The sequence below is a fragment of the Gilliamella sp. B3801 genome (genome assembly GCF_026536645.1).
Lineage (GTDB): Bacteria > Pseudomonadota > Gammaproteobacteria > Enterobacterales > Orbaceae > Gilliamella > Gilliamella apicola_I.
The window spans coordinates 85,567-110,090 of record NZ_JAFNNR010000005.1 but is presented as its reverse complement, the minus strand read 5'-3'; the positions used below and the strand labels follow the sequence as shown (position 1 = coordinate 110,090).

General features: G+C 35.6%; 27 protein-coding genes and 1 CRISPR repeat array. Of the genes, 8 read left to right on the top strand and 19 right to left on the bottom strand.

Features of this window, described 5'->3' with window-relative positions; genetic code table 11:
* Window positions 1-14 precede the first annotated feature (14 nt).
* From J3U14_RS05830 to J3U14_RS05795, 8 genes are all read right to left on the bottom strand, one after another.
* Window positions 15-857, bottom strand: a complete 843-nt coding sequence (locus tag J3U14_RS05830; RefSeq protein ID WP_267352406.1) for a phosphatidate cytidylyltransferase — start codon at window positions 855-857, stop codon at window positions 15-17.
* On the bottom strand, window positions 851-1,582 hold the full coding sequence (locus J3U14_RS05825; protein WP_267352407.1) for an isoprenyl transferase: 732 nt from the start codon (window positions 1,580-1,582) through the stop codon (window positions 851-853). Before J3U14_RS05825 ends, J3U14_RS05830 begins: the two co-directional genes overlap by 7 nt.
* Window positions 1,583-1,638: 56 nt before the next feature.
* Window positions 1,639-2,271 carry a cAMP-activated global transcriptional regulator CRP gene (gene crp / locus J3U14_RS05820; RefSeq protein WP_267352408.1) on the bottom strand — a complete coding sequence of 211 codons (633 nt, stop codon included), beginning with the start codon at window positions 2,269-2,271 and terminating at the stop codon, window positions 1,639-1,641.
* Between the two features lie 357 nt (window positions 2,272-2,628).
* Window positions 2,629-3,591 carry a tRNA dihydrouridine(16) synthase DusC gene (gene dusC, locus J3U14_RS05815; RefSeq protein ID WP_267352409.1) on the bottom strand — a complete coding sequence of 321 codons (963 nt, stop codon included), beginning with the start codon at window positions 3,589-3,591 and terminating at the stop codon, window positions 2,629-2,631.
* 8 nt (window positions 3,592-3,599) lie between these two features.
* Window positions 3,600-4,361, bottom strand: a complete 762-nt coding sequence (locus J3U14_RS05810; RefSeq protein ID WP_267352410.1) for a molybdopterin-synthase adenylyltransferase MoeB — start codon at window positions 4,359-4,361, stop codon at window positions 3,600-3,602.
* A gap of 79 nt (window positions 4,362-4,440) precedes the next feature.
* A complete protein-coding gene (locus J3U14_RS05805; protein WP_267352411.1) occupies window positions 4,441-5,760 on the bottom strand; it encodes an amidohydrolase in 1,320 nt (439 codons plus the stop codon).
* Between the two features lie 20 nt (window positions 5,761-5,780).
* Window positions 5,781-6,230 (bottom strand): hypothetical protein, encoded by a 450-nt coding sequence (locus J3U14_RS05800; protein WP_267352412.1) that lies wholly within the window; start codon window positions 6,228-6,230, stop codon window positions 5,781-5,783.
* Window positions 6,227-7,018 (bottom strand): DUF3100 domain-containing protein, encoded by a 792-nt coding sequence (locus J3U14_RS05795; RefSeq protein WP_267352413.1) that lies wholly within the window; start codon window positions 7,016-7,018, stop codon window positions 6,227-6,229. The genes J3U14_RS05800 and J3U14_RS05795 overlap by 4 nt, the downstream gene beginning before the upstream one ends.
* A 272-nt stretch (window positions 7,019-7,290) precedes the next feature.
* Here J3U14_RS05795 and aspS point away from each other — a divergent pair, with 272 nt between their 5' ends.
* The 5 genes from aspS (at window position 7,291) to tmaR (ending at window position 12,087) form a co-directional block, all read left to right on the top strand.
* On the top strand, window positions 7,291-9,048 hold the full coding sequence (gene aspS / locus J3U14_RS05790; protein ID WP_267352414.1) for an aspartate--tRNA ligase: 1,758 nt from the start codon (window positions 7,291-7,293) through the stop codon (window positions 9,046-9,048).
* Window positions 9,049-9,058: 10 nt separating this feature from the next.
* Window positions 9,059-9,511, top strand: a complete 453-nt coding sequence (nudB, locus tag J3U14_RS05785; protein WP_267352415.1) for a dihydroneopterin triphosphate diphosphatase — start codon at window positions 9,059-9,061, stop codon at window positions 9,509-9,511.
* Between the two features lie 10 nt (window positions 9,512-9,521).
* Complete coding sequence (locus tag J3U14_RS05780; protein ID WP_267352416.1) at window positions 9,522-9,938, top strand: hypothetical protein; 417 nt, start codon at window positions 9,522-9,524, stop codon at window positions 9,936-9,938.
* A gap of 89 nt (window positions 9,939-10,027) precedes the next feature.
* On the top strand, window positions 10,028-11,494 hold the full coding sequence (gene ubiD / locus J3U14_RS05775; RefSeq protein WP_267352417.1) for a 4-hydroxy-3-polyprenylbenzoate decarboxylase: 1,467 nt from the start codon (window positions 10,028-10,030) through the stop codon (window positions 11,492-11,494).
* 272 nt (window positions 11,495-11,766) lie between these two features.
* A complete protein-coding gene (gene tmaR / locus J3U14_RS05770) occupies window positions 11,767-12,087 on the top strand; it encodes a PTS system regulator TmaR (protein WP_065558977.1) in 321 nt (106 codons plus the stop codon).
* A gap of 54 nt (window positions 12,088-12,141) precedes the next feature.
* Here the strand turns inward: tmaR and yciH are convergent, their stop codons facing one another.
* The 7 genes from yciH to tmk all read right to left on the bottom strand — a co-directional run bounded on the left by yciH (window position 12,142) and on the right by tmk (window position 18,737).
* On the bottom strand, window positions 12,142-12,465 hold the full coding sequence (gene yciH, locus J3U14_RS05765; protein WP_416380172.1) for a stress response translation initiation inhibitor YciH: 324 nt from the start codon (window positions 12,463-12,465) through the stop codon (window positions 12,142-12,144).
* 4 nt (window positions 12,466-12,469) lie between these two features.
* Complete coding sequence (pyrF, locus tag J3U14_RS05760; RefSeq protein WP_267352418.1) at window positions 12,470-13,174, bottom strand: orotidine-5'-phosphate decarboxylase; 705 nt, start codon at window positions 13,172-13,174, stop codon at window positions 12,470-12,472.
* 26 nt (window positions 13,175-13,200) lie between these two features.
* Window positions 13,201-14,379 (bottom strand): GDSL-type esterase/lipase family protein, encoded by a 1,179-nt coding sequence (locus J3U14_RS05755; protein WP_267352419.1) that lies wholly within the window; start codon window positions 14,377-14,379, stop codon window positions 13,201-13,203.
* Window positions 14,363-15,586 (bottom strand): DUF459 domain-containing protein, encoded by a 1,224-nt coding sequence (locus J3U14_RS05750; RefSeq protein WP_267352420.1) that lies wholly within the window; start codon window positions 15,584-15,586, stop codon window positions 14,363-14,365. Before J3U14_RS05750 ends, J3U14_RS05755 begins: the two co-directional genes overlap by 17 nt.
* Before the next feature lie 59 nt (window positions 15,587-15,645).
* The gene (locus tag J3U14_RS05745; RefSeq protein WP_267352421.1) at window positions 15,646-17,046 is read right to left on the bottom strand and encodes an MBOAT family O-acyltransferase; all 1,401 of its coding nucleotides are present in this window, start codon (window positions 17,044-17,046) and stop codon (window positions 15,646-15,648) included.
* A gap of 63 nt (window positions 17,047-17,109) precedes the next feature.
* Complete coding sequence (locus tag J3U14_RS05740; protein ID WP_267352422.1) at window positions 17,110-18,096, bottom strand: DNA polymerase III subunit delta' C-terminal domain-containing protein; 987 nt, start codon at window positions 18,094-18,096, stop codon at window positions 17,110-17,112.
* Window positions 18,093-18,737, bottom strand: coding sequence for a dTMP kinase (tmk, locus tag J3U14_RS05735; RefSeq protein WP_267352423.1), 645 nt, complete (start codon window positions 18,735-18,737; stop codon window positions 18,093-18,095). The genes J3U14_RS05740 and tmk overlap by 4 nt, the downstream gene beginning before the upstream one ends.
* Before the next feature lie 461 nt (window positions 18,738-19,198).
* Between tmk and J3U14_RS05730 the strand changes: the two genes are divergently transcribed.
* Window positions 19,199-19,714 (top strand): hypothetical protein, encoded by a 516-nt coding sequence (locus J3U14_RS05730; RefSeq protein WP_267352424.1) that lies wholly within the window; start codon window positions 19,199-19,201, stop codon window positions 19,712-19,714.
* 231 nt (window positions 19,715-19,945) lie between these two features.
* Window positions 19,946-20,185 carry a hypothetical protein gene (locus tag J3U14_RS11720; protein WP_411589974.1) on the top strand — a complete coding sequence of 80 codons (240 nt, stop codon included), beginning with the start codon at window positions 19,946-19,948 and terminating at the stop codon, window positions 20,183-20,185.
* A gap of 28 nt (window positions 20,186-20,213) precedes the next feature.
* Here J3U14_RS11720 and J3U14_RS05725 read toward each other — a convergent pair whose 3' ends face one another.
* Together J3U14_RS05725 and J3U14_RS05720 are read right to left on the bottom strand one after the other, a co-directional pair.
* Window positions 20,214-20,468, bottom strand: a complete 255-nt coding sequence (locus J3U14_RS05725) for a Txe/YoeB family addiction module toxin (protein ID WP_267352432.1) — start codon at window positions 20,466-20,468, stop codon at window positions 20,214-20,216.
* Window positions 20,461-20,715 carry a type II toxin-antitoxin system prevent-host-death family antitoxin gene (locus J3U14_RS05720; protein WP_267352425.1) on the bottom strand — a complete coding sequence of 85 codons (255 nt, stop codon included), beginning with the start codon at window positions 20,713-20,715 and terminating at the stop codon, window positions 20,461-20,463. Before J3U14_RS05720 ends, J3U14_RS05725 begins: the two co-directional genes overlap by 8 nt.
* Before the next feature lie 280 nt (window positions 20,716-20,995).
* A CRISPR array of direct repeats spans window positions 20,996-21,882; the repeat unit is 29 nt; unit sequence CGGTTTATCCCTATGTGTATAGGGAACAC.
* A 165-nt stretch (window positions 21,883-22,047) separates the two neighbouring features.
* On the opposite strand from J3U14_RS05720, the gene J3U14_RS05715 reads away from it, so the two are divergent.
* On the top strand, window positions 22,048-22,182 hold the full coding sequence (locus tag J3U14_RS05715) for a hypothetical protein (RefSeq protein ID WP_267369594.1): 135 nt from the start codon (window positions 22,048-22,050) through the stop codon (window positions 22,180-22,182).
* A gap of 42 nt (window positions 22,183-22,224) precedes the next feature.
* Here J3U14_RS05715 and J3U14_RS05710 read toward each other — a convergent pair whose 3' ends face one another.
* Window positions 22,225-23,322: a DUF6708 domain-containing protein gene (locus J3U14_RS05710; RefSeq protein WP_267369593.1), complete on the bottom strand. Its 1,098-nt coding sequence runs from the start codon at window positions 23,320-23,322 to the stop codon at window positions 22,225-22,227.
* A gap of 59 nt (window positions 23,323-23,381) precedes the next feature.
* Entirely contained in the window at window positions 23,382-24,479 is a 1,098-nt protein-coding gene (locus tag J3U14_RS05705; RefSeq protein ID WP_267369591.1) for a DUF6708 domain-containing protein, read from the bottom strand.
* Window positions 24,480-24,524: the final 45 nt, after the last annotated feature.

Genomic DNA, 24,524 nt, shown 5'->3' with positions numbered 1-24,524 from the left:
GTTAATTACCTTATTTAAAATAAATTGAAAGATAATGCTGCAAAAATAGGCACTGCAGCAGTCAAACTATCAATACGATCTAAAATACCGCCATGTCCAGGGATTAAATTTCCACTATCTTTGATGCCTGCTTCACGTTTGAACATGCTTTCAGTTAAATCACCTAATGCTGATGCAAAAATAGCGAATAAAGAACTCATAATAAAACTGGTCAAATTAATTGAAATAAATCCGGTAAAGTAGGCAATAAAACTAATAACAACGGCAACAATCACACCGCCAATAAATCCCTCTAAAGTTTTACCGGGTGAAACTTTTGGTGCTAATTTACGTTTCCCCATACTGCGCCCAACAAAATAAGCGCCAGTATCTGTTGCCCAGACTAAAATAAAGACATATAACAGACAATAAGCGCCGGTATAAGTATTCGCACTATAATTAATCATTCTAAGTTCGATCATCCCGATAAAAAAAGGAACGAGAGTAAAAAAAGCAAATATTAATTTAGCAGTGATAGAACCACGCCAATATTTAGCCGTATTTGGATAGGTAAGAACTAAAAATAGTGCAACCAACCACCAACATAACGAAAGTAACAATAACCCTGAATATAACTTCAATTTTACCACAACCGGAATGGGTAATAGACAGAGTAAACTTAATAAAATAATAACGACTAAAGCAAATATAACTCTTTGCGGTTTTTGGGTTATTGCTAAAAACTGCGACCACTCAAACGCTGCAAGACCACAAATAAAAATCATAATATAAGTGAAGAGTGATAATGGCGCGAAAAAAAGCGTTAGTATAACAATAGGTATTAGAATAATAGCAGCTAAAATACGGTGAATTAACATGATTGCTCCTCCACTAGAATACCGCCAAAACGACGATCCCGGGTATTAAAATCACTGATTGCTTGATCAAATAACGCCTGATCGAAATCTGGCCATAAGGTATCAGTAAAATAAAGTTCAGCATAAGCAATTTGCCATAATAAAAAATTACTTATTCTGTATTCACCACCAGTACGAATAACTAAATCAACATCTGGAAAATCACCCATTGACATTTCTAACCCTAAACGTTCCTCAGTAATATCATCTATCATCAACTCACCATGTTTTACTTGTATTGCTATATTGCGGGCTGATTGTAATATATCCCAGCGTCCGCCATAGTTAGCGGCAATATTTAACACCAGTCCTGAATTATTTTTAGTTAATGCCTCTGCATTAACTATCATAGTTTGAAGTTGCTCATTAAAACGCGAAATATCCCCAATGATATTCAAACGAATATTATTTTTATGTAAACTTTTTGTTTCTCGGTTTAATGCATAAATAAATAGCGAAAGTAAAGATGACACTTCATTGGATGAGCGTTTCCAATTTTCACTACTAAACGCATATAAAGTTAGTACTTTGATACCAATGGTTGCAGCATAACTCACAATTTTACGCACAGCTTTCAAACCGGCACGATGACCAAATGCTCGTAATTGATTTTGTTTTTTTGCCCAGCGACCATTTCCATCCATAATTATAGCCACATGACTTGGAATACATCTTTCTTGTGTCATGTAATATCTCGCGTTATATCAATCATGTTATGACTAAATTTCGTAATATTTCTCAATTATCGTGTACCATAAACGACAATCGTTTTACCGTGTGCAGAGATAAGATGCTGATCTTCAAGCATTTTTAAAATTCGCCCTACTGTTTCTCGTGAACAACCAACTATCTGACCTATTTCTTGACGAGTAATTTTGATTTGCATGCCATCCGGATGCGTCATCGCATCGGGCTGTTTTGCTAAATTTAACAAAGTTTGTGCAATACGACCGGCAACATCAAGAAAAGCTAAATTACTGACTTTTTCTGAAGTCACTTGTAAACGACTTGCCATTTGGCTTGCCAATCGCATCAAAATATCAGGATTAACTTGTACAAGTTGTTTAAATTTTTTGTACGATATTTCAGCCACTTCGCAACTTGTTTTCGCTTTAACCCAAGCACTTCGTTCTGTGCCTTCTTCAAAAAGTCCTAATTCGCCCAAAAACTGACCTTGATTTAAGTAAGACAAAATCATTTCATTGCCTTCATCATCCTTGATTAAAACAGCAACAGAACCTTTAACGATGTAATAGAGAGTTTCGGCTTTTTCTCCTTGGTGAATCAGGGTACTTTTAGCTGGATATTTATGAATATGGCAATGAGACAAAAACCATTCCAACGTTGTATCCGATTGTTGCTTACCGATAATCATTCAGTCCTCTCTATACTATTTTACAATTTACAACTTATACACTATAACAAAATTACATAATAAATTATATACTCACAATTAAGATAATCCGTTTTTTATTATAGATAAATCGTTGTTATATCACTTATTATAGCTATAATATCAGGGCTAAATATTTAAGTTTGATTTTTACACAATTTCTGGAAGATAACGATGAAAAATGAATTCGTGAATCTAATTTATATAACAATTAAATATTTATAAAGAATTCAATTAGGCAAAAAGTATATTGATTTAATTCTAATTATACTCTAACAAACGTGATGACCAAGTACGTCATCGTAAGCAATATCAATGACCAATGGAACAACTTCACCGTCAAAAATGCTGTGATTGATCTGTGATTCGCTTTAAATGTTCTGAAATCTCTTTTTGTGTTTTTAGTGTCCTAATTTGACTGAGTAAGTCTGATGCAGGTGCATAGTATTGCCGAAAATAAGCAAGCCACTGTTTAATGCGTGCTGAGTGATATAACGGTTTTACATCTTCTATCGTTGTGGTTGCGTAACGCATTAATATATTTAATACGTTTTGCCAGCTTAAAGGCGCTTCATTAAAACGTACCATATTCGCTAAATTTGGTATAGTTAATATTCCGCGTCCTAGCATAATATCGCTTGTTTGGCTTTGCCTTACACAATCTTGCGCATGTTGTATAGAAAAAATCTCGCCATTGGCTATGATCGGAATATCGACCCGTTGCTTTATATTTCCAATTGTTTGCCAATCAATTTTATCGGCTTGATAACCATCCGCTTTTGTTCGACCATGAATAACCAACTCATTTGCACCAGCAAGTGCAATGGCGTCAGCAATTTCATAACAATAAGATTTATCTGCCCAACCTAAACGAATCTTAACGGATAATATTTCGGATGTTCCCATTGCCTGTCTGACTTGCTTAACAATATTGAAGATTTGATCTGGATATTGCAATAGATATGCGCCACCATGACTACCAACGACGGTTTTAGCAGGACAGCCAAAATTAATATCTACCCCATACGAGCCTAATTCAATTGCTTTAACGGCATTTTCTGCCATCCACTCGGGTGATTGTCCAAGAATCTGCACACGAACTGGAGTACCGGATGCCGTTTTGCCGCCATGATTCAGCTCGGGACAAAGTCGATAAAAAGTTCGATTGGATAATTTATGATGAGTAATGCGCACAAACTCGGTCACACAGTAATCCAATGCGTTTATTTCAGTCAAAATTTGACGGACATGATAATCAAGTACCCCTTCCATTGGCGCTAAAATAATACGATCGATGTTCATTGTGTTACCTATATTTTATGACTGTTTCCACAAACCTGACAATCTGGCTGTTTCGACAAAGAAACGTGGTTAAAATGCATACTTTTTGCATCAATCATCAGTACACGACCAACCAAAGGTTGACCATAATTAGTCAAAACTTTAATTGCCTCTAATGCTTGCATGGAACCAAACATGCCAACTAAAGGCGCCATTACCCCCGCTTCAACACAAGTCAGTTGATCTTGCCCAAACAATCGACTTAAACAGTGATAACAAGGCTCATTTGCTTGATAAGTAAAAGTCGTTAATATGCCTTCCATTCGAATTGCAGCACCAGACACTAACGGTTTTTTTACTTGGAAACAGCAGCGGTTAATCTGCTCTCTCGAAGATAAATTATCGGTACAATCAATGACAAGATTATGTTGTTTTATAAGAGAAGTTAACGAAACATCATCAAGTTTCTGATTAATAGTCTCGATTTTAATATCAGAATTCATTTTAATTAATGTTTGTTTCGCTACATCTACTTTAAATTGATTAATTTCTTGATTAGTATATAAAATTTGACGATTCAAATTTGATTCTGATACGGTATCAAAATCAACTAGCGTCAATTTACCTATACCTGCACGGCTCAAATAAAGCGAAGCTGCGCACCCCAAACCGCCTAGCCCGATGATCAATACTGCACTATTTTTTAACATTTGCTGTTTATCGATATCAAAGCCTAGTAAGGAAATTTGCCTGTCATAACGAAGTAATTCTTGATCGGATAGTGCTAGCATAGGGAATCATCATCGTGATTAATCATAAAGAATCTATTATAGCAGAAACTTGGCACAGCATTGTGCCAAGTCATAAACATTATTTATCAAAACTCGCTAAGAAGTTTAAATACTCGTCTTTGGTCATAAGAGGTTTATAGTTTGATAATAATGTTTGAGCTGGTTTTGCATCATCATATAGTAAATCGATAATGGTACATGCCATCATCTGGGCTGGACGAATATAAGCCATCTCTTCATCAAATACCGTATAATCTTTGCCATGTAACACACCTCTAACGGATCCTATCCACGGATGACTAACAGGCATGATATGCGATAAATCGCCCGTATCTGTGCTACCGGTCATATGCGGTGCAACCGACACATTTTCCTCGCCAATTAACGCTTCAGCATTTGATTTCAAAAATGCATTTAAGGTTGGATTATTTTGCAATGGGAGATAACCCGGTAAATCTTTAATTTCACAAGTTGCCCCTACAGCCATTGCCCCAGCTTTTAATGCCTGATTAATTCGTTCATTAGCATCAATCATTGCCGGAACATTACCCGCTCGAACATAGCTTTCCATTCTGACATCACTTGGCACAACATTTACCAAATCCCCTCCTTGGGTAATGATTGGATGAAAACGAATATAATCTTTTTCCTGAAACGTTTCACGTATGGCATGAACGCCCATCATCCCCATCATTGCTGCATTTAACGCATTAACACCAGCATGAGGAGCCGCCGCTGCATGTGCTGCTTCACCTTTATACTTGATTAATTTACCGATAAATCCATTACTTGTGGTTGAAATCTCAATAAATCCGTCTTGGCGATCGTTTGGTACACTGGTTAAATGAATTTGAAGTGCCATATCCACATCATCAAATTCACCCCGTGAAATAAGTTCGGGTTTACCGCCAATATACTTAATTTTACCTTCTTCAATCAGACGATTACGATAAGTAATTTCAACGTATTCTTCGGCAGGTACTGCAAAAGGAACGACATCACCGGCTAAAAATTGCATCGCTCCAGAATCGATTAATCCCATGGTGACGGCCATCATATTCGCTATTTGAGCATTATGACCACAGCAATGGGCAGCGCCAGAGGTTTCATCGGCTGCAGGATGGTCAGCACAGATAATGGCATCAAGCTCACCAATAATAGCGACACTGCAATGGCTTCCTTTTCTACCTTTTAAGCGCCCTTTGACCCCTGTTAACGCCAATTTATTTTTATAAGGAACACCAAGTTTTTCAAAAGCTTCTTCAACTTTTTTTGCGGTTTTGTGTTCTTTATAGCCCAGTTCAGGTTCAGCCCAAATTGCCTCAGCAATCGCTTTTATATCCGCTTTACGATTAGCAATGGCACTGCAAACTTGTCGTTTTAGTTCTTCTTTTGTCATACATTAAATCCTACCTAATATTAAATCACACCTTCCCACTTTAAGGTAATTTGGGCAATGATGGCGGCAAAAAGGAAAGTACCGGAAAACACCGCTAATGAAACGGGGATAATTCGCCAAGAGATACTTTTGAATAAAGCAAGATCTTTACCAATGGCTAATCCAGCGTAAGCAAGCACTGGTGTACAAACAGCAAGTAAAGAGACATGTTCAGTTATCGCAACAACTTGCTCATGAAATGGAAATATCGGTGAAGAAGCCACAGCCGCCACAACTGACACCCACAAAATAACAGGAAGTTTATTGAATAATGGCACTTTGCTTATAAAAAAACCAACAACCGATATTGCGACAAGCACAGCTAAAGCTTGTAATGACAGCATAAAATCAACATGATAACCGACTGTATTGCCAGCAGCCATGATAATTGCGACTAAAATCAATAAAAAAACCGTTTCGAAAATCTTCATGATAGTGAGCTCCTTTTACTGCTTTGGAAACGAGCAAAAACATTATAGAGAAAAGAAGCAAACGGTAGTGAGAATAATGTATAAATATAAATACCAACTATACTAGACATTAAATTAGCCGTTGTTGCATAAGCTTTGATGTCACTCGCCATATTCGGATAAAGGTCACTTATCGGCGCAAGTGATGCCGCCATCATACTACCACTACCAACCCCTGCCCCCATGGCTAATGCATATGGATGAAGAACGTCTAATTTTGCCATTACACTAGCAAGGATACTCATCCAAATCGCCCCATAGAGCGTACCACAAACATACATTGCCATGACACCACGACCTTCGGGCGAATCCAATCCATATTTATCTGCCACAATGGCAATATTGGGTTCACGTGCAACAGAATAGGTTGCCCCGACCGCTTCACGCTTCATACCTAACATCATTGCCAACGGTAAACCGAGTAAAATAGTACCCGCAAAATGCCCTAATTCTTGGAAAATCAAAGCCAACTTGGCATCATGCAAAATCATATCAATTTTAGGCCCTACCGCAACGCCTAATTTGGCAATCAGTAACATTAACGTCACAATCATCACCGAACTAGCATGAAGCATATTTTTATGTTTTAAGATTTTTAATTTAGGAATACTGATAAGACCACCAATAATCATGGCAAATAGCATAGGATACAACATGATAATCCAGATAGACTGCCTACCAACAAACTCACATACTAAAACAACTATCAGCGCAAGCAAGTGCACTCTATAGTCTTTTAAAATTTCCATCCTTTCACGCCTCTTTACATAAATTTCCGGTCAATAAAACTATCCATGACAGCTATTATCATAATAATTATTATTTTGCACAGCTAATATACATAACCCAGATTACTTGCGTCAACACGCATCTACCATTAAATACACATAACCAAACAATATATTTCAATGACGCAAAAATAATTAAAGAATAAATCTCAACAAATGCCTTTATAAGGACACTATTTGATTTATAATACCTCATATTTTTTTATAAGATTGGTATTTAAACAGGATATTTTATGCGTTCAATTTATTGCGGTCATTTAACAGCATCTCATATTAATCAAGAAGTCACATTATGCGGTTGGGTCAATAAGCGTCGAGATTTTGGCGGTATGATATTTATTGATATGCGTGATCGCGAAGGGATTGTACAAGTATTTTTTGATCCTGAATATCAACAAGCTTATCAACTTGCCAGTGAACTTCGTAATGAATTTTGCATTCAAATTAAAGGAAAAGTAAGAGCAAGACCAGAAGGACAAGCAAATAAAGACATGGCTACGGGTGAAGTTGAAATCTTAGCCACTGAGCTGACAATTTTCAATCGCAGTGATGTGCTGCCACTTGATTTTAACCAAAACAACAGTGAAGAACAGCGTTTAAAATATCGTTATATCGATTTACGTCGTCCTGAAATGACAAACATCTTCAAAACTCGTGCTCAAATTACTGCATTTGTACGTAACTTTATGAATGAGCATGGTTTTCTTGATATTGAAACCCCTATGTTAACCAAAGCAACGCCAGAAGGTGCGCGTGATTACCTTGTACCAAGTCGAATTCACAATGGTGAGTTTTATGCACTGCCACAATCACCGCAATTATTTAAACAACTATTAATGATGTCTGGCTTTGACCGCTATTATCAAATTGTAAAATGTTTTCGTGATGAAGATTTACGTGCAGATCGCCAACCAGAATTTACACAAATTGATGTTGAAACTTCGTTTATGACCGCAGAACAAGTCCGTGAAGTTATGGAGCAAATGATCCGTGAACTTTGGTTACATGTTAAAAATGTGGATTTAGGTCAATTTCCTATCATGACGTTTGCCGAAGCGATGCGCCGTTATGGTAGCGATAAACCTGATTTACGAAATCCGTTAGAAATCATAGATGTTGCCGATTTAGTAAAAGATGTCAATTTTAACGTATTCTCAACCCCAGCCAATGATCCAAAAGGTCGAGTTGCACTACTTTGCGTGCCAAACGGAGCCCAGTTAACCCGTAAACAGTTAGATGATTACACACAATTTATTTCGGTCTATGGCGCTAAAGGTATGGCATGGATTAAAGTCAACGACCGTAATAAGGGTCTTGAAGGGGTACAAAGTCCGGTTGCTAAATTCTTTAATGAAACGCAAATGGAAGCACTGTTGAATCGTGCTAATGCCAAAGATGGTGATATTTTATTATTTGGGGCAGATAGTTATAAAGTTGTCAGTGATGCATTAGGTGCACTACGATTAAAAGTAGGTAAAGATTTAAATCTGACTGATGAAAATAGGTGGGCTGTGCTTTGGGTAGTGGATTTCCCAATGTTTGAAGAAACGGAAGAAGGTCTTAGTGCGATGCACCATCCGTTTACATCACCAAAAGACTTGACGCCAGAACAGCTTAAACAAAATCCTGAAAACGCGATAGCTAACGCTTATGACATGGTTATCAATGGATATGAAGTAGGTGGAGGGTCAGTACGTATTCACCGTAGTGAAATGCAACAAGCTGTGTTTTCTATTTTAGGTATTAATGAACACGATCAACGCGAAAAATTTGGCTTTTTACTTGATGCGCTAAAATATGGTACACCGCCACATGCAGGACTTGCATTTGGTTTAGACAGATTAAGTATGCTATTAACAGGTACCGATAATATCCGGGATGTTATCGCATTTCCGAAAACAACAGCGGCAACTTGTTTAATGACAGATGCACCAAGCCCGGCAAATCCTAATGCATTAGCTGAGCTTGGTATTGAAGTTAGCAAAAAATAGTGATGTCTTAATGCAAAAGTTCAAAAAGCCTGAATCTGTTTTAGTTGTTATTTACTGTCAAAAAACTTTGCGTTGTCTTATGCTACAACGCAAAGATGATCCCAATTTTTGGCAGTCAGTAACAGGTAGCATGGAAGATAACGAATTGCCGGTTGAAACTGCCATTCGTGAGGTTTTTGAAGAAACAGGCATTGATATTCTGGGTAAAAATCTTAATTTAATCGATACTAACCATACGGTTGAATTCAAGATTTTTCCACAATTTAGGCATCGATATGCACCTGAAGTTGAAATAAATAAAGAACATTGGTTTTATTTACCGCTCGAAAATGAAATAACACCAACGCTTACTGAACATTTAGCCTATCAATGGTTGACAATTAGCGATGCAGCTAAAATAACAGCATCGCCAAATAATCAAGAAGCAATTAATGAAATTATTCAATTAAACGAGATTAACTAAGGAGTAGGAAATGAAATTAAGTCAGTATGCCATTGTGTTATCAAGCTTATTGTATTTTATACCTAATAGTTATGCTGAAATTAACATTAAAACATGCCAAACCAACAAAACTGATTATATCATTTTTGATGAAATCGATTCGCAAATCGCTGAAAATATTATCGAACACAAATTACATAATCAACCTGAAATACGAGAAAATACCATCATCAAAGTGTTTGCTAATGAAAACAATGATGATAGAAACTATTGGATTGCTTCTTTTGAGTTTGAAGATCAAACGACCCAATATCTTTTTTATCAAGTAGATGAAAATAAATTTATTGATATCGACCAACAGCAATTTAAAACATTATTACCTAAAATTGTGAAATGCAATTTAAATCAACAAGTGCCTATTTATAGTGAAAATTTTGACGCTGACTAGTTGATGACAAAATAACGTTAACATTTAGGATGTTAGACTACCTTAAATTAGTGTAAACAAAGGCAGATTAATAGGGAGTAATTATTTTTATGAACTTGACCAATTTTCGTGATTTTTTAAATTATCTTGAAGAACAAGGTGAATTAAAACGTATTCCCTATCCTGTTAATCCTTATCTGGAAATGACCGAAATTGCAGATCGTGTTTTACGTTCTAAAGGCCCAGCCTTATTATTCGAAAATCCTATTGGTTATGACATGCCCGTACTTTGTAACCTATTTGGAACACCCAAACGTGTTGCGATGGGAATGGGGTTAGAAGATACATCACAATTACGTGAAATTGGTGAATTATTAGCTTTTTTACGTGAGCCTGAACCACCAAAAGGCATTAAACAATTTTTTAATGTGTTACCCAAATATAAGCAAATATTAAATATGCCTGTTAAGCGACGATCGTCTGCGCCTTGTCAGGAATTGATTTTTAAAAATGAAGAAGTTGATTTAACACGTCTGCCGATCATGCATTGTTGGCCCGATGATGTAGCACCACTTTTAACTTGGGGACTAACGATAACGAAAGGACCTTATAAAGAAAGGCAAAATGTCGGCGTTTATCGCTTACAATTATTGGGTAAAAATAAGTTAATTATGCGCTGGCTATCTCATCGAGGAGGAGCGCTCGATTTTGCAGAATGGCAACAAGCTCATCCTAATGAAAAGTTTCCTGTTAGCGTTGCCATTGGTGCAGATCCAGCAACCATCTTAAGTGCAGTCACTCCCGTACCAGATACCTTACCAGAATACGCCTTTGCAGGTCTGTTACGCAATAGTCGAACTGAAGTAGTAAAATCGCTATCCAATGATTTAGATGTCCCCGCTACCGCCGAAATTATCTTAGAAGGCTATATTGATCCGAATGAATTAGCGCCTGAAGGCCCATATGGTGATCATACTGGTTACTACAATGAAGTTGAAAAATTTGCTGTTTTCACGGTGACGCATTTAACTCGTCGAAAAGATGCGATTTATCACTCTACCTATACGGGTCGTCCACCCGATGAACCAGCCGTAATGGGACTCGCTTTAAATGAAGTCTTTATCCCTATTTTACAAAAACAATTTCCTGAAATTGTCGATTTTTATTTACCACCCGAAGGATGTTCCTACCGGATTGCAATTGTGACCATCAAAAAACAGTATCCAGGTCATGCTAAACGTGTCATGATGGGCGTTTGGTCTTACTTACGCCAATTTATGTATACCAAATTTGTTATTGTATGTGATGATGATATCAATGCCCGAGATTGGAAAGATGTCATGTGGGCTATTTCAACGCGCATGGATCCTCATCGTGATACCACATTTATTGACAATACGCCGATTGATTATTTAGATTTTGCTTCGCCTGTTTCTGGGTTAGGCTCAAAAATGGGATTAGATGCGACCAATAAATGGCAAGGCGAAACTCAGCGAGAATGGGGAAAAATCATCAAAAAAGATCCAAAAGTTGTGGCTTATATCGATGAAATTTGGGATAAACTTGGCTTAGAGTAAACAGACTTAATAAGTTCAATTAAACACTCTACATTGGGTCAATAGCATCGATATTTATCGTTAATGACAAATAGGAATAAATAAATAGCCGTTAAAATCATAAGCAAGCTCACATTGAACGGTAGTAACTTATTGTAATATCAATGAATTTGTATTGAACATAACTAAAAATTGATAAACACTCAAAACAGATTTAATTATCATCTATAAATTTATTAGTATATAATTAGTCATAATTTATTTTTTCCAATTTTAGAAATAAGGGGTTATAGATGGACAAGGAAAAAAACGCCGCACCATCATTTCAAGATGTATTAGAATATATTCGTTTATCACGTCGTTTAAACAAATTAAAACGTGAAATATCCGATAATGAGAAAAAAATCCGAGATAACCAAAAACGAGTATTATTACTTGAAAATTTGAGTGATTATATAAAACCAGATATGACTTATGACGAACTTCAAGCGATTATTGCTAACATGAAAAGTGATTATGATGATCGTGTAGATGATTATATTATCAAAAATGCTGAAATTTCAAAAGAACGCCGTGAAATCAGCAACAAAATGCGTAGCTATCGTTCTCACTAACATATAGCAGATTTACTCCCATTCAATAATGGGAGTAAAGACAATTACCACAACTCAACCACCGGCTAGCTTTACTTTAAAGCCTTTTTCTTCCAGCAAAGATTTGAGTAAATCACGTTTATCGCCTTGAATTTCAATGCTACCATTTTTAACTGCGCCACCACAACCACAACGTTTTTTGAGTTCCGCAGCTATTTTTTGAAGTTGGGCATCATCAAAATCAAATCCTGAAATGACGCACACACCTTTGCCTTTACGTCCGGATGTTTGGCGTTGAATTCGAATAACCCCATCCCCTTTTGGTCGAGATTCTTTTACTTCAACCGATTTAATACGACCTTGATCGGTAGTATAAACAAGTGGATTATCAGACATCATGAAATTAACTCTTGCTCAAATCAAGGGTTGATAAAATAGTTTGCAATGCTAAAGAAGGATCTTCTGCTTGCGTAATCGGACGACCAATAACCAGATAATCCGATCCTGCGGCTTGCGCACGTTGTGGCGTCATAATTCGACGCTGATCATCAGCATTGGAACCGGCGGGTCTGATACCTGGCGTCACTAACTTGAAATCACTCCCTAAGCGAGTTCTAAAACTTTGCACTTCTTTAGCGGAGCATACTACGCCATCAAGCCCACAATTTTTGGCTAACAAAGCTAATTTAGTGGCTTGTTCCAAAGGCGAAACAGGGATACCGATTTCTTGAAGATCTACCGACTCCATGCTGGTTAAAACAGTTACCGCAATTAAAAGAGGCGCATCTTTACCATATGGATAGAGTGCGTCTTTCGCCGCCTGCATCATCCGAGACCCACCACTAGCATGAACATTGGTCATCCAAACACCTAAATCAGCAGCAGCTACGATAGCTTTAGCAACCGTATTTGGAATATCATGAAATTTAAGATCCAAAAAAACATCGAAACCTTTATTCATAATCTGTTTAATAAAATCGGGCCCCGCATGCGTAAAAAGCTCTTTGCCAATTTTTAAACGACAATCTTTTGGCTCAACACGATCAATAAAATTCCAAGCTGATTTAACATCAGCAAAATCAACAGCAACGATAATAGGTGAAGACATAACAGATTTATTCCTTTTATTAATAACTAATCGCTATTTTTTTTAACAAATTCATTTAAATCATTATAAAAGATTTTGGCACTTTCTTTATAGCCTTGCAAGGTTTGATGTACTAAATCTGACCGAGCCAATCCAAACTTAGACCAAAGCTTAACCGAATGACTTCCCCCCATAGCGGCCTGCCAATCCCAAAACAGTGTTTTTTCTGATTTAGCTACTTGTTTTTGAATCCTTTTTACTAAATTATAAGACTTTGGAATTTCAGTTTGATTAATCATTGTATCAGGAGGTGAAATCAATAAAATTGCAGCATTTGGCAATAATTTTCGAATTTTACGAATGTTGTAGACTAAATTTTTCCGATATTCATCTGCATCTAAAGTCTCATCGAAACTCTCGTTTGTTCCATACTCCAAAATAACCAAATCGCTTTTGGATAACAATAATTCCTGAAACCACTGAGGACGCCATTTTTGCCAAATTGTTTGCTTAGCCCCATTCGAACCAATCGCAGATACAATAACACCCGACTTGTTGGCTCGAGTTAACCAAAATCCACCAATTTCAGTGCTATCTTTACTTTTAATGGTAATAGGAAGCGTTGAAGTAAACGTTGTCGTTTGCCAACCACCAAATTTATTCTTGAAACTATAGGCAATTTTATCTTTATTATAGATACTTAATGGATTTTTAGTTATTTTCTTAGTTTTAAAAATAAGGCTAACTTTCCATATATCTCTATCGTCTGCTTTAAGTGCCAACTCAACAGAAGCTTGAGAATTAATAGGTTTAGCGATAAAACCGCCCATAGGAAAATCGAGATTACTTAATACTCGGCTACTTAACAATTCCCAATTAGAATCTTTCAAACTAACTCGAGTATGGTTTTGCCCTTTAACCCAAATAGGAGGAACCCAACCTATACCTGCATCACCATATTTATCTTGCATTAACGCTCTAAATTCGCCTGTAAAAAAATCTGCAGCGGTATGAGAATCACCAAATTGGGTGATATTAACAACTTTATGGGTGTGGTCTTGATTATTGACTAATGAATTTAAGCGTAAAACAAATTGTTTAGCATTTGGATCGCCAAAATCAACAATCACAGACTTAGACGTTGGAATACTTTCAGCCATAGTACTAAAACTGACAGTAAACACCACCAAAAAAACAGCAACCATAGTTTTAATGCATTGATTCAATGTGGGAATCCTCTGATAAAGTGGATGTGATTTGGTTCAAAATTGCTTGAGCTAAAAGCTTTTGTCCAGTTATTGTAAAATGAATACCATCGTCTATTCTCACTTTAATTTTTTGCTTATTAGTCTCAATATAGCTGTTAAATTGATCGTAAGAACAACCTAATAATGTATTGGTTTCCATAAAATGTTGATGCGCTTTTTCAACTTCGGATTCATATAAATGGCTTAAATAATTCATTCCGTCATTCAACTTTGGTTTACGCATACAAGGTGGAGAAAGCCAAAGTACTTTTACATTATGTTGATTCGCGATATCTAATATTGATGCAACACGTAAACGGTACTGTTCTTCCCACAATTGCGATTTAAACTTAGCATATTTAGCATATCCCTTAACAGGAAAATCCCACGGATCATTAGGGCCTAAAAAAATGACGATTAATTTAATGGAGGCATCAGCACTGATTGCATCATTAATTGTTTTTGGCCAATCAAAAGCTTTTGGATAAGCAAGCCCAGTACTTTGTTTACTCAAGTTAATGCTTTCTATCTTATATTGTTTAAATAACATTTTTTTAACATATGGTGCAACCCCTTGCATTAATGAATCCCCCGCAAAAAGGACTTTGTCATTTTTAGTTAAAACAATCGGTGAAAGTTCAGTAAAATCGGTATTATTGCTAAGTCTTGGGTTACTTGATTCATTTAATGTTACCGTATTACCTAACGCTGTATTAGTCCGAGTACTGTTTAGTTGACTATCAGAATGAGTTTGACGTTTATTAGTAGCTTGCAGGTTATCACCCTTAATTAACGGTAATTTTTGTTTATTATTTTCAGTTGTGTGATTGGATTTTATTGTTTTGTTTTGCCGGTTATTTTGTTGTAACTGTTTATCTGCAATTGCGTTTGCAGTCACGACATTAGGATGTTTTTGATTATCCTTTTCAATATTCGTGTTTTCTAACTCCTCTGATTCATACGATTCATTAGTCCATTTTGTCTGATCATCCTCAGTGACATTAGCATCATCCACCATTAATGCCATATCAAAAAACTCAAAATGGTAAGATTGCTGGCAATAAATCAATATTGATTTATGAAACAAAACCATTAAAGCAATAGCTGTAACAACTAACACTATAACAATATAAAATGCAGATAAGGTTTTGTTAGTTGGCATTGTTAGCATATTACTTAACTTCATAAAATCCTTCAAATTACTGTTCCTTGTCAAAACTGATCTTAAAAAATTTTAAAACACAATTAAAAACTGGCATAAATAAAATCGGGCATACCTGACGGCGCAAAATAAATGACACACCACAAAATTAATATCATTATCACAGGTAAACATAATTTATTAACTTTAGATAACAGTACCGTTGCCAAATTTGGAAGATTTTTACACATTGGATAAACTAAATAAGCAACCATGATAATTAAAAAAGCCTGCCAATATTGTGGTTTTATCATCACATTATGCGTTAATGCCATTAAATAATCCAAAGCATCGGATAAATTTTCACAATAAAAAAACAACCAAGTAAAACAGACATAATGCCAAGTTAATAAACGCGCAATAAAAGGTGAACGTTGACTAATCACATCACGACCAAAAAAGCGATCACCAATATTCAGAGCCACAATACCAATACCATGGCAAATACCCCAAATAATAAAATTGATACCTGCACCATGCCATAATCCCGATAAAAACATTGCCAACAAAACATTGATTTGTGTTCGGGTAAATCCCTTACGATTACCGCCAAGCGGAATATAAATATAATCCCGAATCCATTGAGATAAACTTATGTGCCAACGTGCCCAAAAATGCCTTAAATTTAAAGATAAATAAGGTTGGCTAAAATTAATTGGTAGACGAAACCCTAATAACAATGCAATACCAGTCACCAAATCCGTATAGCCTGAAAAATTGAGATAAATTTGAATTGCATAAGCATATACACCCACTAATAAATCAATCACACTAAATTCTAATGGATTGGCAAAAATGGGGTTAACCCATGCATCATTTATCCAACCACCTAAACAATAAACTTTAATGATTGACATCATGATTAATATAAAAGCTCGATATGGCTCTAAAATTTGGCGGGGTTGGCAAACTGAAATTTGCGGCAAAAAATCTTTAGCTCGATTGATTGGCCCTGCGACAATACTGGGGAAAAAAGATAAAAAAAGTGCAAAATCCCAAAATTTAGCTACTTCAATCTCTTTTCTTTTAACTGAAACTAAATAACTGACAGAATGGAAAGTATAAAAGGAAATCCCAATAGGGATTAGCACAGAAAATAATGGTAATAAAATAGGAATATGAAAGACGTTAAGTAAAGCTTGTAGTTCTTGTCGGAAAAAATCAAAATATTTGAATAATGCTAAATTACTAATCGATATTATTAAGCCAAAAATCAACCAACTTTTAGCATGATCTTTTGAAACCGATATCATAATGGAAATAAGATAAGTTACACTGGTATAAACACCAAGAATCAACGCAAATTGCCAACTATAACTGCTTACAATTAAATAACTTGAAACGAGTAACAAGGCATTTTGGAATTTAGGTAATAAGTTAAATGCCCAATATATAGCAAAAAAAACGATAAACAACAGACCAAATTCAATAGATAAATAACTCACTATAATCCTTCGTTAAAACATTTACATATAAAATAATATCCCTCAACACTTCCATGAAAATATTTAATCGCAAATCAACTCTGATTGAGAAAGAACATAATAAACCAATAATTCTTTATTCAACCCAGTTATTGACAATAACTGACGTCTGGCATTCAACCAGAGTTCATAAAGAGCAGTAATTTTTTCATAACTTAATGTTGCCAATAATCTTACCAATGGCACTTGATCACGATTAATAATATACCGTCCAGCTTTTTGTTTTGCTTTCAAAGCATCACTTAATAAAGCACAAAACCAACTAATGCGATCAATAAAATGGTCATGCTCAAATGTTACGCCAAGCGTCCAAAAATCATTATTAGGAATAACACTCAATAAATTTTCACAAAATACTTTACGTTGTTGCCATTTTGTAGGATCCAACAAAGTTTTTGCTGTTAATGGCGCATTTTCGCTTAATAACAAAGCTGACGCAAGTTCATTATCACTATAATGTAAACCCTGTATATTTTTCAACCAATCCATAGACTGTTCAAGCTTAGGTATCGGTAAAAAATAAGAAAAACAACGACTATAAATAGTTGGTAATAAATGACTATTATGATCGTCACTTAAAATAAAATAAGTATTTGCAGGTGGCTCTTCTAACGTTTTCAATAATGCATTTGCGGCGGCTTCGGTCATTAAGGCAGCATGTTTAATCCAAATCACTTTATTACCGCCTTGCTGTGATTTTTCATAAATTTTAGCGGTAATACTTCGAATCTGATCGATACCGATCGATTGCTTACCTTGCTCGTTAGTTATCTTATAATAATCAGGATGATGATGAGACAAAAATAACTGGCAGCTATGACATTTTAAACAAGGGGCTAGATCGCTTGATGCTTGGCATAATAAACGATTTGCTAATTGCTCAATTAGCTCATTTTCACCACTACCTTGAATATAATTAATTAATAAAGCATGATGGGCTCGATCATGTAAAATACTTGTCGCTAATTGCTGATATGGCTGCGTGAGCCAACTATATCCATTTTTGATCATGCATTATTAACCTGTATTAATGATAACCATGCAGTTAACACGTCTTCAATTTGCTGTGTTACCACATTCATTGATTGACTGGCATCAATAGTCACAATAGTATCATCTTGCATAGCAAGCTCTAAATAGCGTTGACGAGTACGTTCAAAAAATAGGATAGATTGCTGCTCAATCCTATCTAGCTGACCACGAGATTTTGCTCGCATTAATCCTATTTTTGGATCAACATCCAAATACAAAGTTAAATCGGGTTTAAAATCACCTAACACTTGCTTTTGTAACGTTTCAATCAATACGCTATCAAGTTGGCGTCCCCCTCCTTGATATGCCTGCGTGGATAAATCATGACGATCACCTATTACCCATTTTCCTATTTTAAGAGCGGGTTTTATAACATTATCAATAAGTTGAATTCTAGCCGCATATAACATCAATAATTCAGCTTTATCCGTTAACGGCTCATGTTCTAAACCATTTTTAATAATATTACGTAACGCTTCAGCAATCGGAGTTCCACCCGGCTCACGAGTAAATTGTAAATCTTCAATATTAGATTGCTTTAAAATACGCGCAACAGTATTAATTGCTGTGGTTTTTCCTGCACCTTCAAGTCCTTCAATGACAATAAATTTGCCGGTCATACTTATTTCCTAAATTAATTAAGCTGATGTACAAGTAAACATTGCGCTATTGTACGCTATTTTTACCGATTATTTTAGTTCGTATCGTAAATACCATGTTAATACTTATCAAATATGAGAACTTTTTAATAGACCGACAGAGTAGAACATCCTGTTTACTTAGCCGCAATTGGTTTATAACATCCAAATAAATCCGAATAAAAATAATTAGATATTATTCAGTTATAGAAAAGTCATTGTATATGTGAACTTTATATCTATTATCTTGTCAATATAAGATATCGATTGTTTTTTCGCTCGCTTATCATCTGTTTAATAAGTAATTTATCGTAGTATTAATGAGTAATCAAAGCAGTGTTGAAAAAGAAAATAAAGTTTTTAGATAAGATAGAATCATTAAGCGGACTTTCAATCAAATCTAAACAAGAATATAAAACAAAATTAATCTGGAATAACAAGGAATGAAAAAAATACTTCTACTATTAGTCACATTTATGTCACTAGTAACATTAACCAGTTGCAACAAAACACCTTTAGAAAAGGTTTTAAAAGATGTAAAAAACAATCATCCTAAAACCATAACCTTATCTGATTATACTAATTTTAAATGGGATGAAGTTTGGTTAATCAGTGGCAGTATTAGTGGACGTTATATTACATTAATGCGAGAACAAAATATTGATGTTAAGAAAGTAGAATCTTTTCCAAATTCTAGATATGGAATAGCTCAAGAATTCTCTAATACAGTTGTGTATGTATATAATAACAAAGTAGTTTATTACGAGTTCCCTCCAGATGCCAGAGATTATGTGGCTTTGGCTTCAGAGGGAGCATTAGCTCTTTTAGATTTTAAACTAGAAAGAGGACAGATTATGGTTGTTTCAAGTAATAATTCCGAATGTAAAGTAAAAGATGGAGATCTAGTTCCCATTAAGCCGATTAAGATTTACGAAAACATGGATGAAAAATTGAAATGATCCCTAATGCATTAATCAATGAATTAGCCATACCAAGTATTGGATTATGATCATGAAAAAAGTTCATATAATCAAGCAACCTATTCTCTCACTATTAGAATACATTTCAGCAACAGTTTATCCCTATGTGTATAGGAAACAAAATAATATCTTAATTAGTAACGATGATCCTATCTTGATATTGTTCAGAGCAAATCATTATTAGAATTTACTATGTCTTAATATGATGAAATTACAGAAAAATATGCAGAAAAAAGTTTAAACGCTTCATTATCCGCTAGTAAAAAAACATTAACTAAATATGTTGAAAAATCCACAACTGAAATCAGTGAATTAATAAAAAAGGAAATTTTAGCGGCTAAAATAAATTTAGAAGACGAAAGAAAGAAAATTAATACCCATTCAATGGTAAATTTAGTATTACTTATATTTGTAATATTTCTTATTTTTTTAAATATTTTAATTAAATAATGGTAAAGCCAACTATTGTTGGCTTTTATTAATAGTGATAACGACACGATAAAATAATAATACAATTATTTTCAATTTTATAAACTAACCTATCTTCACTGTTTATGCGTCTTGACCAATATCCTGATAAATTAAATTTTAATGCTTCGGGCTTTCCAACTCCCGAAAAAGGTGTTTTGCTAATATCCTTTAATAGTTCATTAATCCTTTTTATCATTTTCTTATCGGTTGCTTGCCAATAAAGATAGTCATTCCAAGATTCATCGGAAAATAATTTATTCATCATTCAACACACGCTCTTTTAAATTCCCATTATTAATTTGTTCTAATGAATTTAACAAATGTTGAGCATTAGCGGGAGAACGTAGTAAGTATGCAGTTTCTTGTAACGCTGTAAAATCATCATACGACATTAAAATACAGTTATCTCCATTTTGTCTTGTGATAACTGTGGGCATTCTATCATTTACAACTTCGTCCATTGTTGCTGATAAATTAGCTCGAGCAGCTGAATAACTAACATGTCTCATAATTATTATTCCTCTTAAAAGTAATTAACCAATAAACATTGTACAACAAACCTGTACAATGTCAATGATTTTAACCTTCAATTATTGAAATAATTTTTATATTTTTTAGTTCTGTTTCAAATTCTTCATCATCATCTAGGTTTTATATCCATCCTAACCCTTCCCAAGCCGGTTTTTTATTCAAAATTAATTTTGCAGGTTTTCCCCTGAATTCAACCATCACAATAGCTTTTTTTTAACTTGATATTTTCATCAATTTTATCTTTATCTATTGAATTTTCGTTTTATCCCTGTGTATACAGGGAACACTTAATTCCGTTTTATGTTTCGCTAAGAGGGAACGGTTTATCCCTATGTATATAGGGAACACAGCCTCGAATCCCACGTACAGCGACCCAATCGTGGTTTATCCCTATGTTTATAGGGAACACGTCAGTTCGTAATCGATGTCAAATCGGTCTGTCGGTTTATCCCTATGTGCATAGGGAACACAATTGAGCTGTATAACCGAACGTCACACCACCTGGTTTATCCCTATGTGTATAGGGAACACATCTGAGTTAATTTAAAATCTTGTACAGAATACGGTTTATCCCTATGTGTATAGGGAACACTTTGTGCCACCACCTGACGATTCGCTCGTGCCCGGTTTATCCCTATGTGTATAGGGAACACTTAACAACCGCACGCGAAACCAATAGCTGCAGCTGGTTTATCCCTATGTGTATAGGGAACACTATTTCAGTCGAATCAACTGCAGGGATTTTTCCGGTTTATCCCTATGTGTATAGGGAACACTTAGACGGTAGGCATCTTCATGAGATTAATTACGGTTTATCCCTATGTGTATAGGGAACACGTTGGCACGTATCATAAATACAACAATAGCAATCGGTTTATCCCTATGTGTATAGGGAACACGATCTCCTAGTTTATGTCTATGGTTGTGGTGTCCGGTTTATCCCTATGTGTATAGGGAACACTAAAAATGTTATGTCTAATTCTGTTGCTTATGCGGTTTATCCCTATGTGTATAGGGAACACCTGGATAGCCGAACTCACGATCAATAAATGCTCGGTTTATCCCTATGTGTATAGGGAACACTTGTTCCTGTATGAATGTTTACATCTGGGTTTGCGGTTTATCCCTATGTGTATAGGGAACACTCTAATTATAACTTATTGTTTATTAATTAAAATAGAGAGGTGTAAAATTCTACCGATTTATTGATGTTTTTTTAGGCGATTGGTTTTAATGCACATTATCAATGTAATTTTATATTTATCATAATGTTAACTATGTTTAAAAAGATTTTTAAGTAGAGCCTGCTTTTGCAACTCCTCGGCGCACCGACCGATTTTGATAGCAATGGTATATTTTACTTTTCGGTAATAGATTTTGACGAATGGTTAAATGCTGATCTTGCCTTTAATTTAGGCAAGTATTTAGCATCAATTTATGTTTAATCCTATAACTATCAAAACTAACAATCTGTACGCATTATGATTTTAACCATTGCCATAATCAACCAGTTTGCCTGTCTTTTCGTCACGTACGCCCCATTCTAAACGGCTGTCTAATATGGCTTGTTGTACTGTTTCTGGATAGTCCGATAAGGTGGTTTCTTTCGGGACTGGTTTGCCTGTTTTGCCTGCTTGGCGAATCACCTTCGGCCAACGGGGTTGCCAGCATAAACATTCCGAAATAAAGTAGCCCACGGTGTAAAACGGTAATAAAATTAAAAATACTGGGATTAATAAAATATACATCCAAAATGTAGACGCATTTTTTGCTGCATGAATCATCGGGCTTACATGACCACTAAAACCGTGGAAAGGCATGGGTAAATGGGTGCTTAAACGGGGTTTAGGCAGATTGTCCCGTCCGTGCTCCATATAACGGCGGATAAATTCCCATTCGTCTTTATAGTCTTGTGGGTTATAGGTGTTTTTGCCGATGCCGACGGAGTGGGCAATCGGAAAGCCGGTTTTATACGGGTGAAAGGTCATTAAATTAACCATATTAGTGCCACCCATATCCGAGCCAGTCTCGCCAAAGTTCGACGGCATAATATGTTCCCATTTAAACACCACCGTACCACCGCAGTATTTAGGGCGCTGAATATAGACTTGCCTTGTCACCCGATTAAAGCGTACCCGAATATGGCGTATGGTGAAGAGTTCAAAACGGTAAATATAACGGAAATAGCGAAGTATTAAATAAATAAAAATTAGAGTTATGATTGAGTATATAATTATAAAAATTACTCCTAAAACAATATCATCATCTTTTTGAAAATATAAATTTAAAGCTATCTCAATTCCTAACTCATAGCTTGTAAATGGAACCATAAATATTAGTAGACTAATCCAAGTCAGAATCCCTCGAAAATTTTCAAACATTCCGCCTCGAATTTCTAAATAGCGATCGTTATAAGCGTAGTAAGGCCCTATTGGTCTGGGGTTATCACTGACCGATTCTTGGGTATAGTCTTTTTGCACTTCTTTGAGTGTCATATCGGCATGGTTATAACCCATTTTTAATTTTTTACGGGTTTCGGATTTCATGGCATTACCAAACCATGCTAAAAATTCGCCTACGTACATTTTTTATGTCCTTACCTTATGCCCTTCTGTTTTTATTATGATTAATTCGCATTGTGATTTTAACCATTGCCATAATCAACCAGTTTGCCTGTCTTTTCATCACGTACGCCCCATTCTAAACGGCTGTCTAATATGGCTTGTTGTACTGTTTCTGGGTAGTCCGATAAGGTGGTTTCTTTCGGGATTGGTTTACCTGTTTTGCCTGCTTGACGAATCACTTTTGGCCAACGGGGTTGCCAGCATAAACATTCCGAAATAAAGTAGCCCACGGTGTAAAACGGTAATAAAACTAAAAATACCGGTATTAATAAAATATACATCCAAAATGTAGGCGCATTTTTTGCTGCATGAATCATCGGGCTTACATGACCACTAAAACCGTGGAAAGGCATGGGTAAATGGGTGCTTAAACGGGGTTTAGGCAGATTGTCCCGTCCGTGCTCCATATAACGGCGGATAAATTCCCATTCGTCTTTATAGTCTTGTGGGTTATAGGTGTTTTTGCCGATGCCGACGGAGTGGGCAATCGGAAAGCCGGTTTTATACGGGTGAAAGGTCATTAAATTAACCATATTAGTGCCACCCATATCCGAGCCAGTCTCGCCAAAGTTCGACGGCATAATATGTTCCCATTTAAACACTACTGTACCACCGCAGTATTTAGGGCGCTGAATATAGACTTGCCGTGTCACCCGATTAAAGCGTACTCGAATATGGCGTATGGTGAAGAGTTCAAAACGATAGATATAACGAAAATAGCGGATGCATAAATAAATTGAAACTAAAAAAATAATGCAAACAAATATCATGGCGAATGTGTTTGAAGCTACTTTAGTAGTTTGATTATTATATAAACGTAGCGCAGTCATTATAAATAAATCACATGATACAGCAGGAATTAAAAAGATAAGTAAACTAATCCAAGTCAAAATACCTCGAAAATTTTCAAACATTCCGCCTCGAATTTCTAAATAGCGATCATTATATGCGTAGTAAGGCCCTATTGGTCTGGGATTATCACTGACCGATTCTTGGGTATAGTCTTTTTGCACCTCTTTGAGTGTCATATCGGCATGGTTATAGCCCATTTTTAATTTTTTACGGGTTTCGGATTTCATGGCGTTACCAAACCATGCTAAAAATTCGCCTACGTACATTTTTTATGTCCTTACCTTATGTCCTTCTGTTTTGATTATGATTCA

Bases quoted from the DNA above. Each gene is read 5' to 3' on its own strand.
- aspS (WP_267352414.1), top strand. From the start codon at position 7,291: ATGCGTTCAATTTATTGCGGTCATTTAACAGCATCTCATATTAATCAA.
- pyrF (WP_267352418.1), bottom strand. From the start codon at position 13,174: ATGTCTTCACCTATTATCGTTGCTGTTGATTTTGCTGATGTTAAATCA.
- yciH (WP_416380172.1), bottom strand. From the start codon at position 12,465: ATGATGTCTGATAATCCACTTGTTTATACTACCGATCAAGGTCGTATT.
- J3U14_RS05825 (WP_267352407.1), bottom strand. From the start codon at position 1,582: ATGACACAAGAAAGATGTATTCCAAGTCATGTGGCTATAATTATGGAT.
- ubiD (WP_267352417.1), top strand. From the start codon at position 10,028: ATGAACTTGACCAATTTTCGTGATTTTTTAAATTATCTTGAAGAACAA.
- J3U14_RS05750 (WP_267352420.1), bottom strand. From the start codon at position 15,586: ATGAAGTTAAGTAATATGCTAACAATGCCAACTAACAAAACCTTATCT.
- J3U14_RS05725 (WP_267352432.1), bottom strand. From the start codon at position 20,468: ATGAATAAATTATTTTCCGATGAATCTTGGAATGACTATCTTTATTGG.
- J3U14_RS05830 (WP_267352406.1), bottom strand. From the start codon at position 857: ATGTTAATTCACCGTATTTTAGCTGCTATTATTCTAATACCTATTGTT.
- J3U14_RS05810 (WP_267352410.1), bottom strand. From the start codon at position 4,361: ATGCTAGCACTATCCGATCAAGAATTACTTCGTTATGACAGGCAAATT.
- tmaR (WP_065558977.1), top strand. From the start codon at position 11,767: ATGGACAAGGAAAAAAACGCCGCACCATCATTTCAAGATGTATTAGAA.
- dusC (WP_267352409.1), bottom strand. From the start codon at position 3,591: ATGAACATCGATCGTATTATTTTAGCGCCAATGGAAGGGGTACTTGAT.
- J3U14_RS05780 (WP_267352416.1), top strand. From the start codon at position 9,522: ATGAAATTAAGTCAGTATGCCATTGTGTTATCAAGCTTATTGTATTTT.
- J3U14_RS05720 (WP_267352425.1), bottom strand. From the start codon at position 20,715: ATGAGACATGTTAGTTATTCAGCTGCTCGAGCTAATTTATCAGCAACA.
- J3U14_RS05795 (WP_267352413.1), bottom strand. From the start codon at position 7,018: ATGGAAATTTTAAAAGACTATAGAGTGCACTTGCTTGCGCTGATAGTT.
- J3U14_RS05740 (WP_267352422.1), bottom strand. From the start codon at position 18,096: ATGATCAAAAATGGATATAGTTGGCTCACGCAGCCATATCAGCAATTA.
- J3U14_RS05705 (WP_267369591.1), bottom strand. From the start codon at position 24,479: ATGTACGTAGGCGAATTTTTAGCATGGTTTGGTAACGCCATGAAATCC.
- J3U14_RS05805 (WP_267352411.1), bottom strand. From the start codon at position 5,760: ATGACAAAAGAAGAACTAAAACGACAAGTTTGCAGTGCCATTGCTAAT.
- J3U14_RS05800 (WP_267352412.1), bottom strand. From the start codon at position 6,230: ATGAAGATTTTCGAAACGGTTTTTTTATTGATTTTAGTCGCAATTATC.
- J3U14_RS05710 (WP_267369593.1), bottom strand. From the start codon at position 23,322: ATGTACGTAGGCGAATTTTTAGCATGGTTTGGTAATGCCATGAAATCC.
- J3U14_RS05730 (WP_267352424.1), top strand. From the start codon at position 19,199: ATGAAAAAAATACTTCTACTATTAGTCACATTTATGTCACTAGTAACA.
- nudB (WP_267352415.1), top strand. From the start codon at position 9,059: ATGCAAAAGTTCAAAAAGCCTGAATCTGTTTTAGTTGTTATTTACTGT.
- crp (WP_267352408.1), bottom strand. From the start codon at position 2,271: ATGATTATCGGTAAGCAACAATCGGATACAACGTTGGAATGGTTTTTG.
- tmk (WP_267352423.1), bottom strand. From the start codon at position 18,737: ATGACCGGCAAATTTATTGTCATTGAAGGACTTGAAGGTGCAGGAAAA.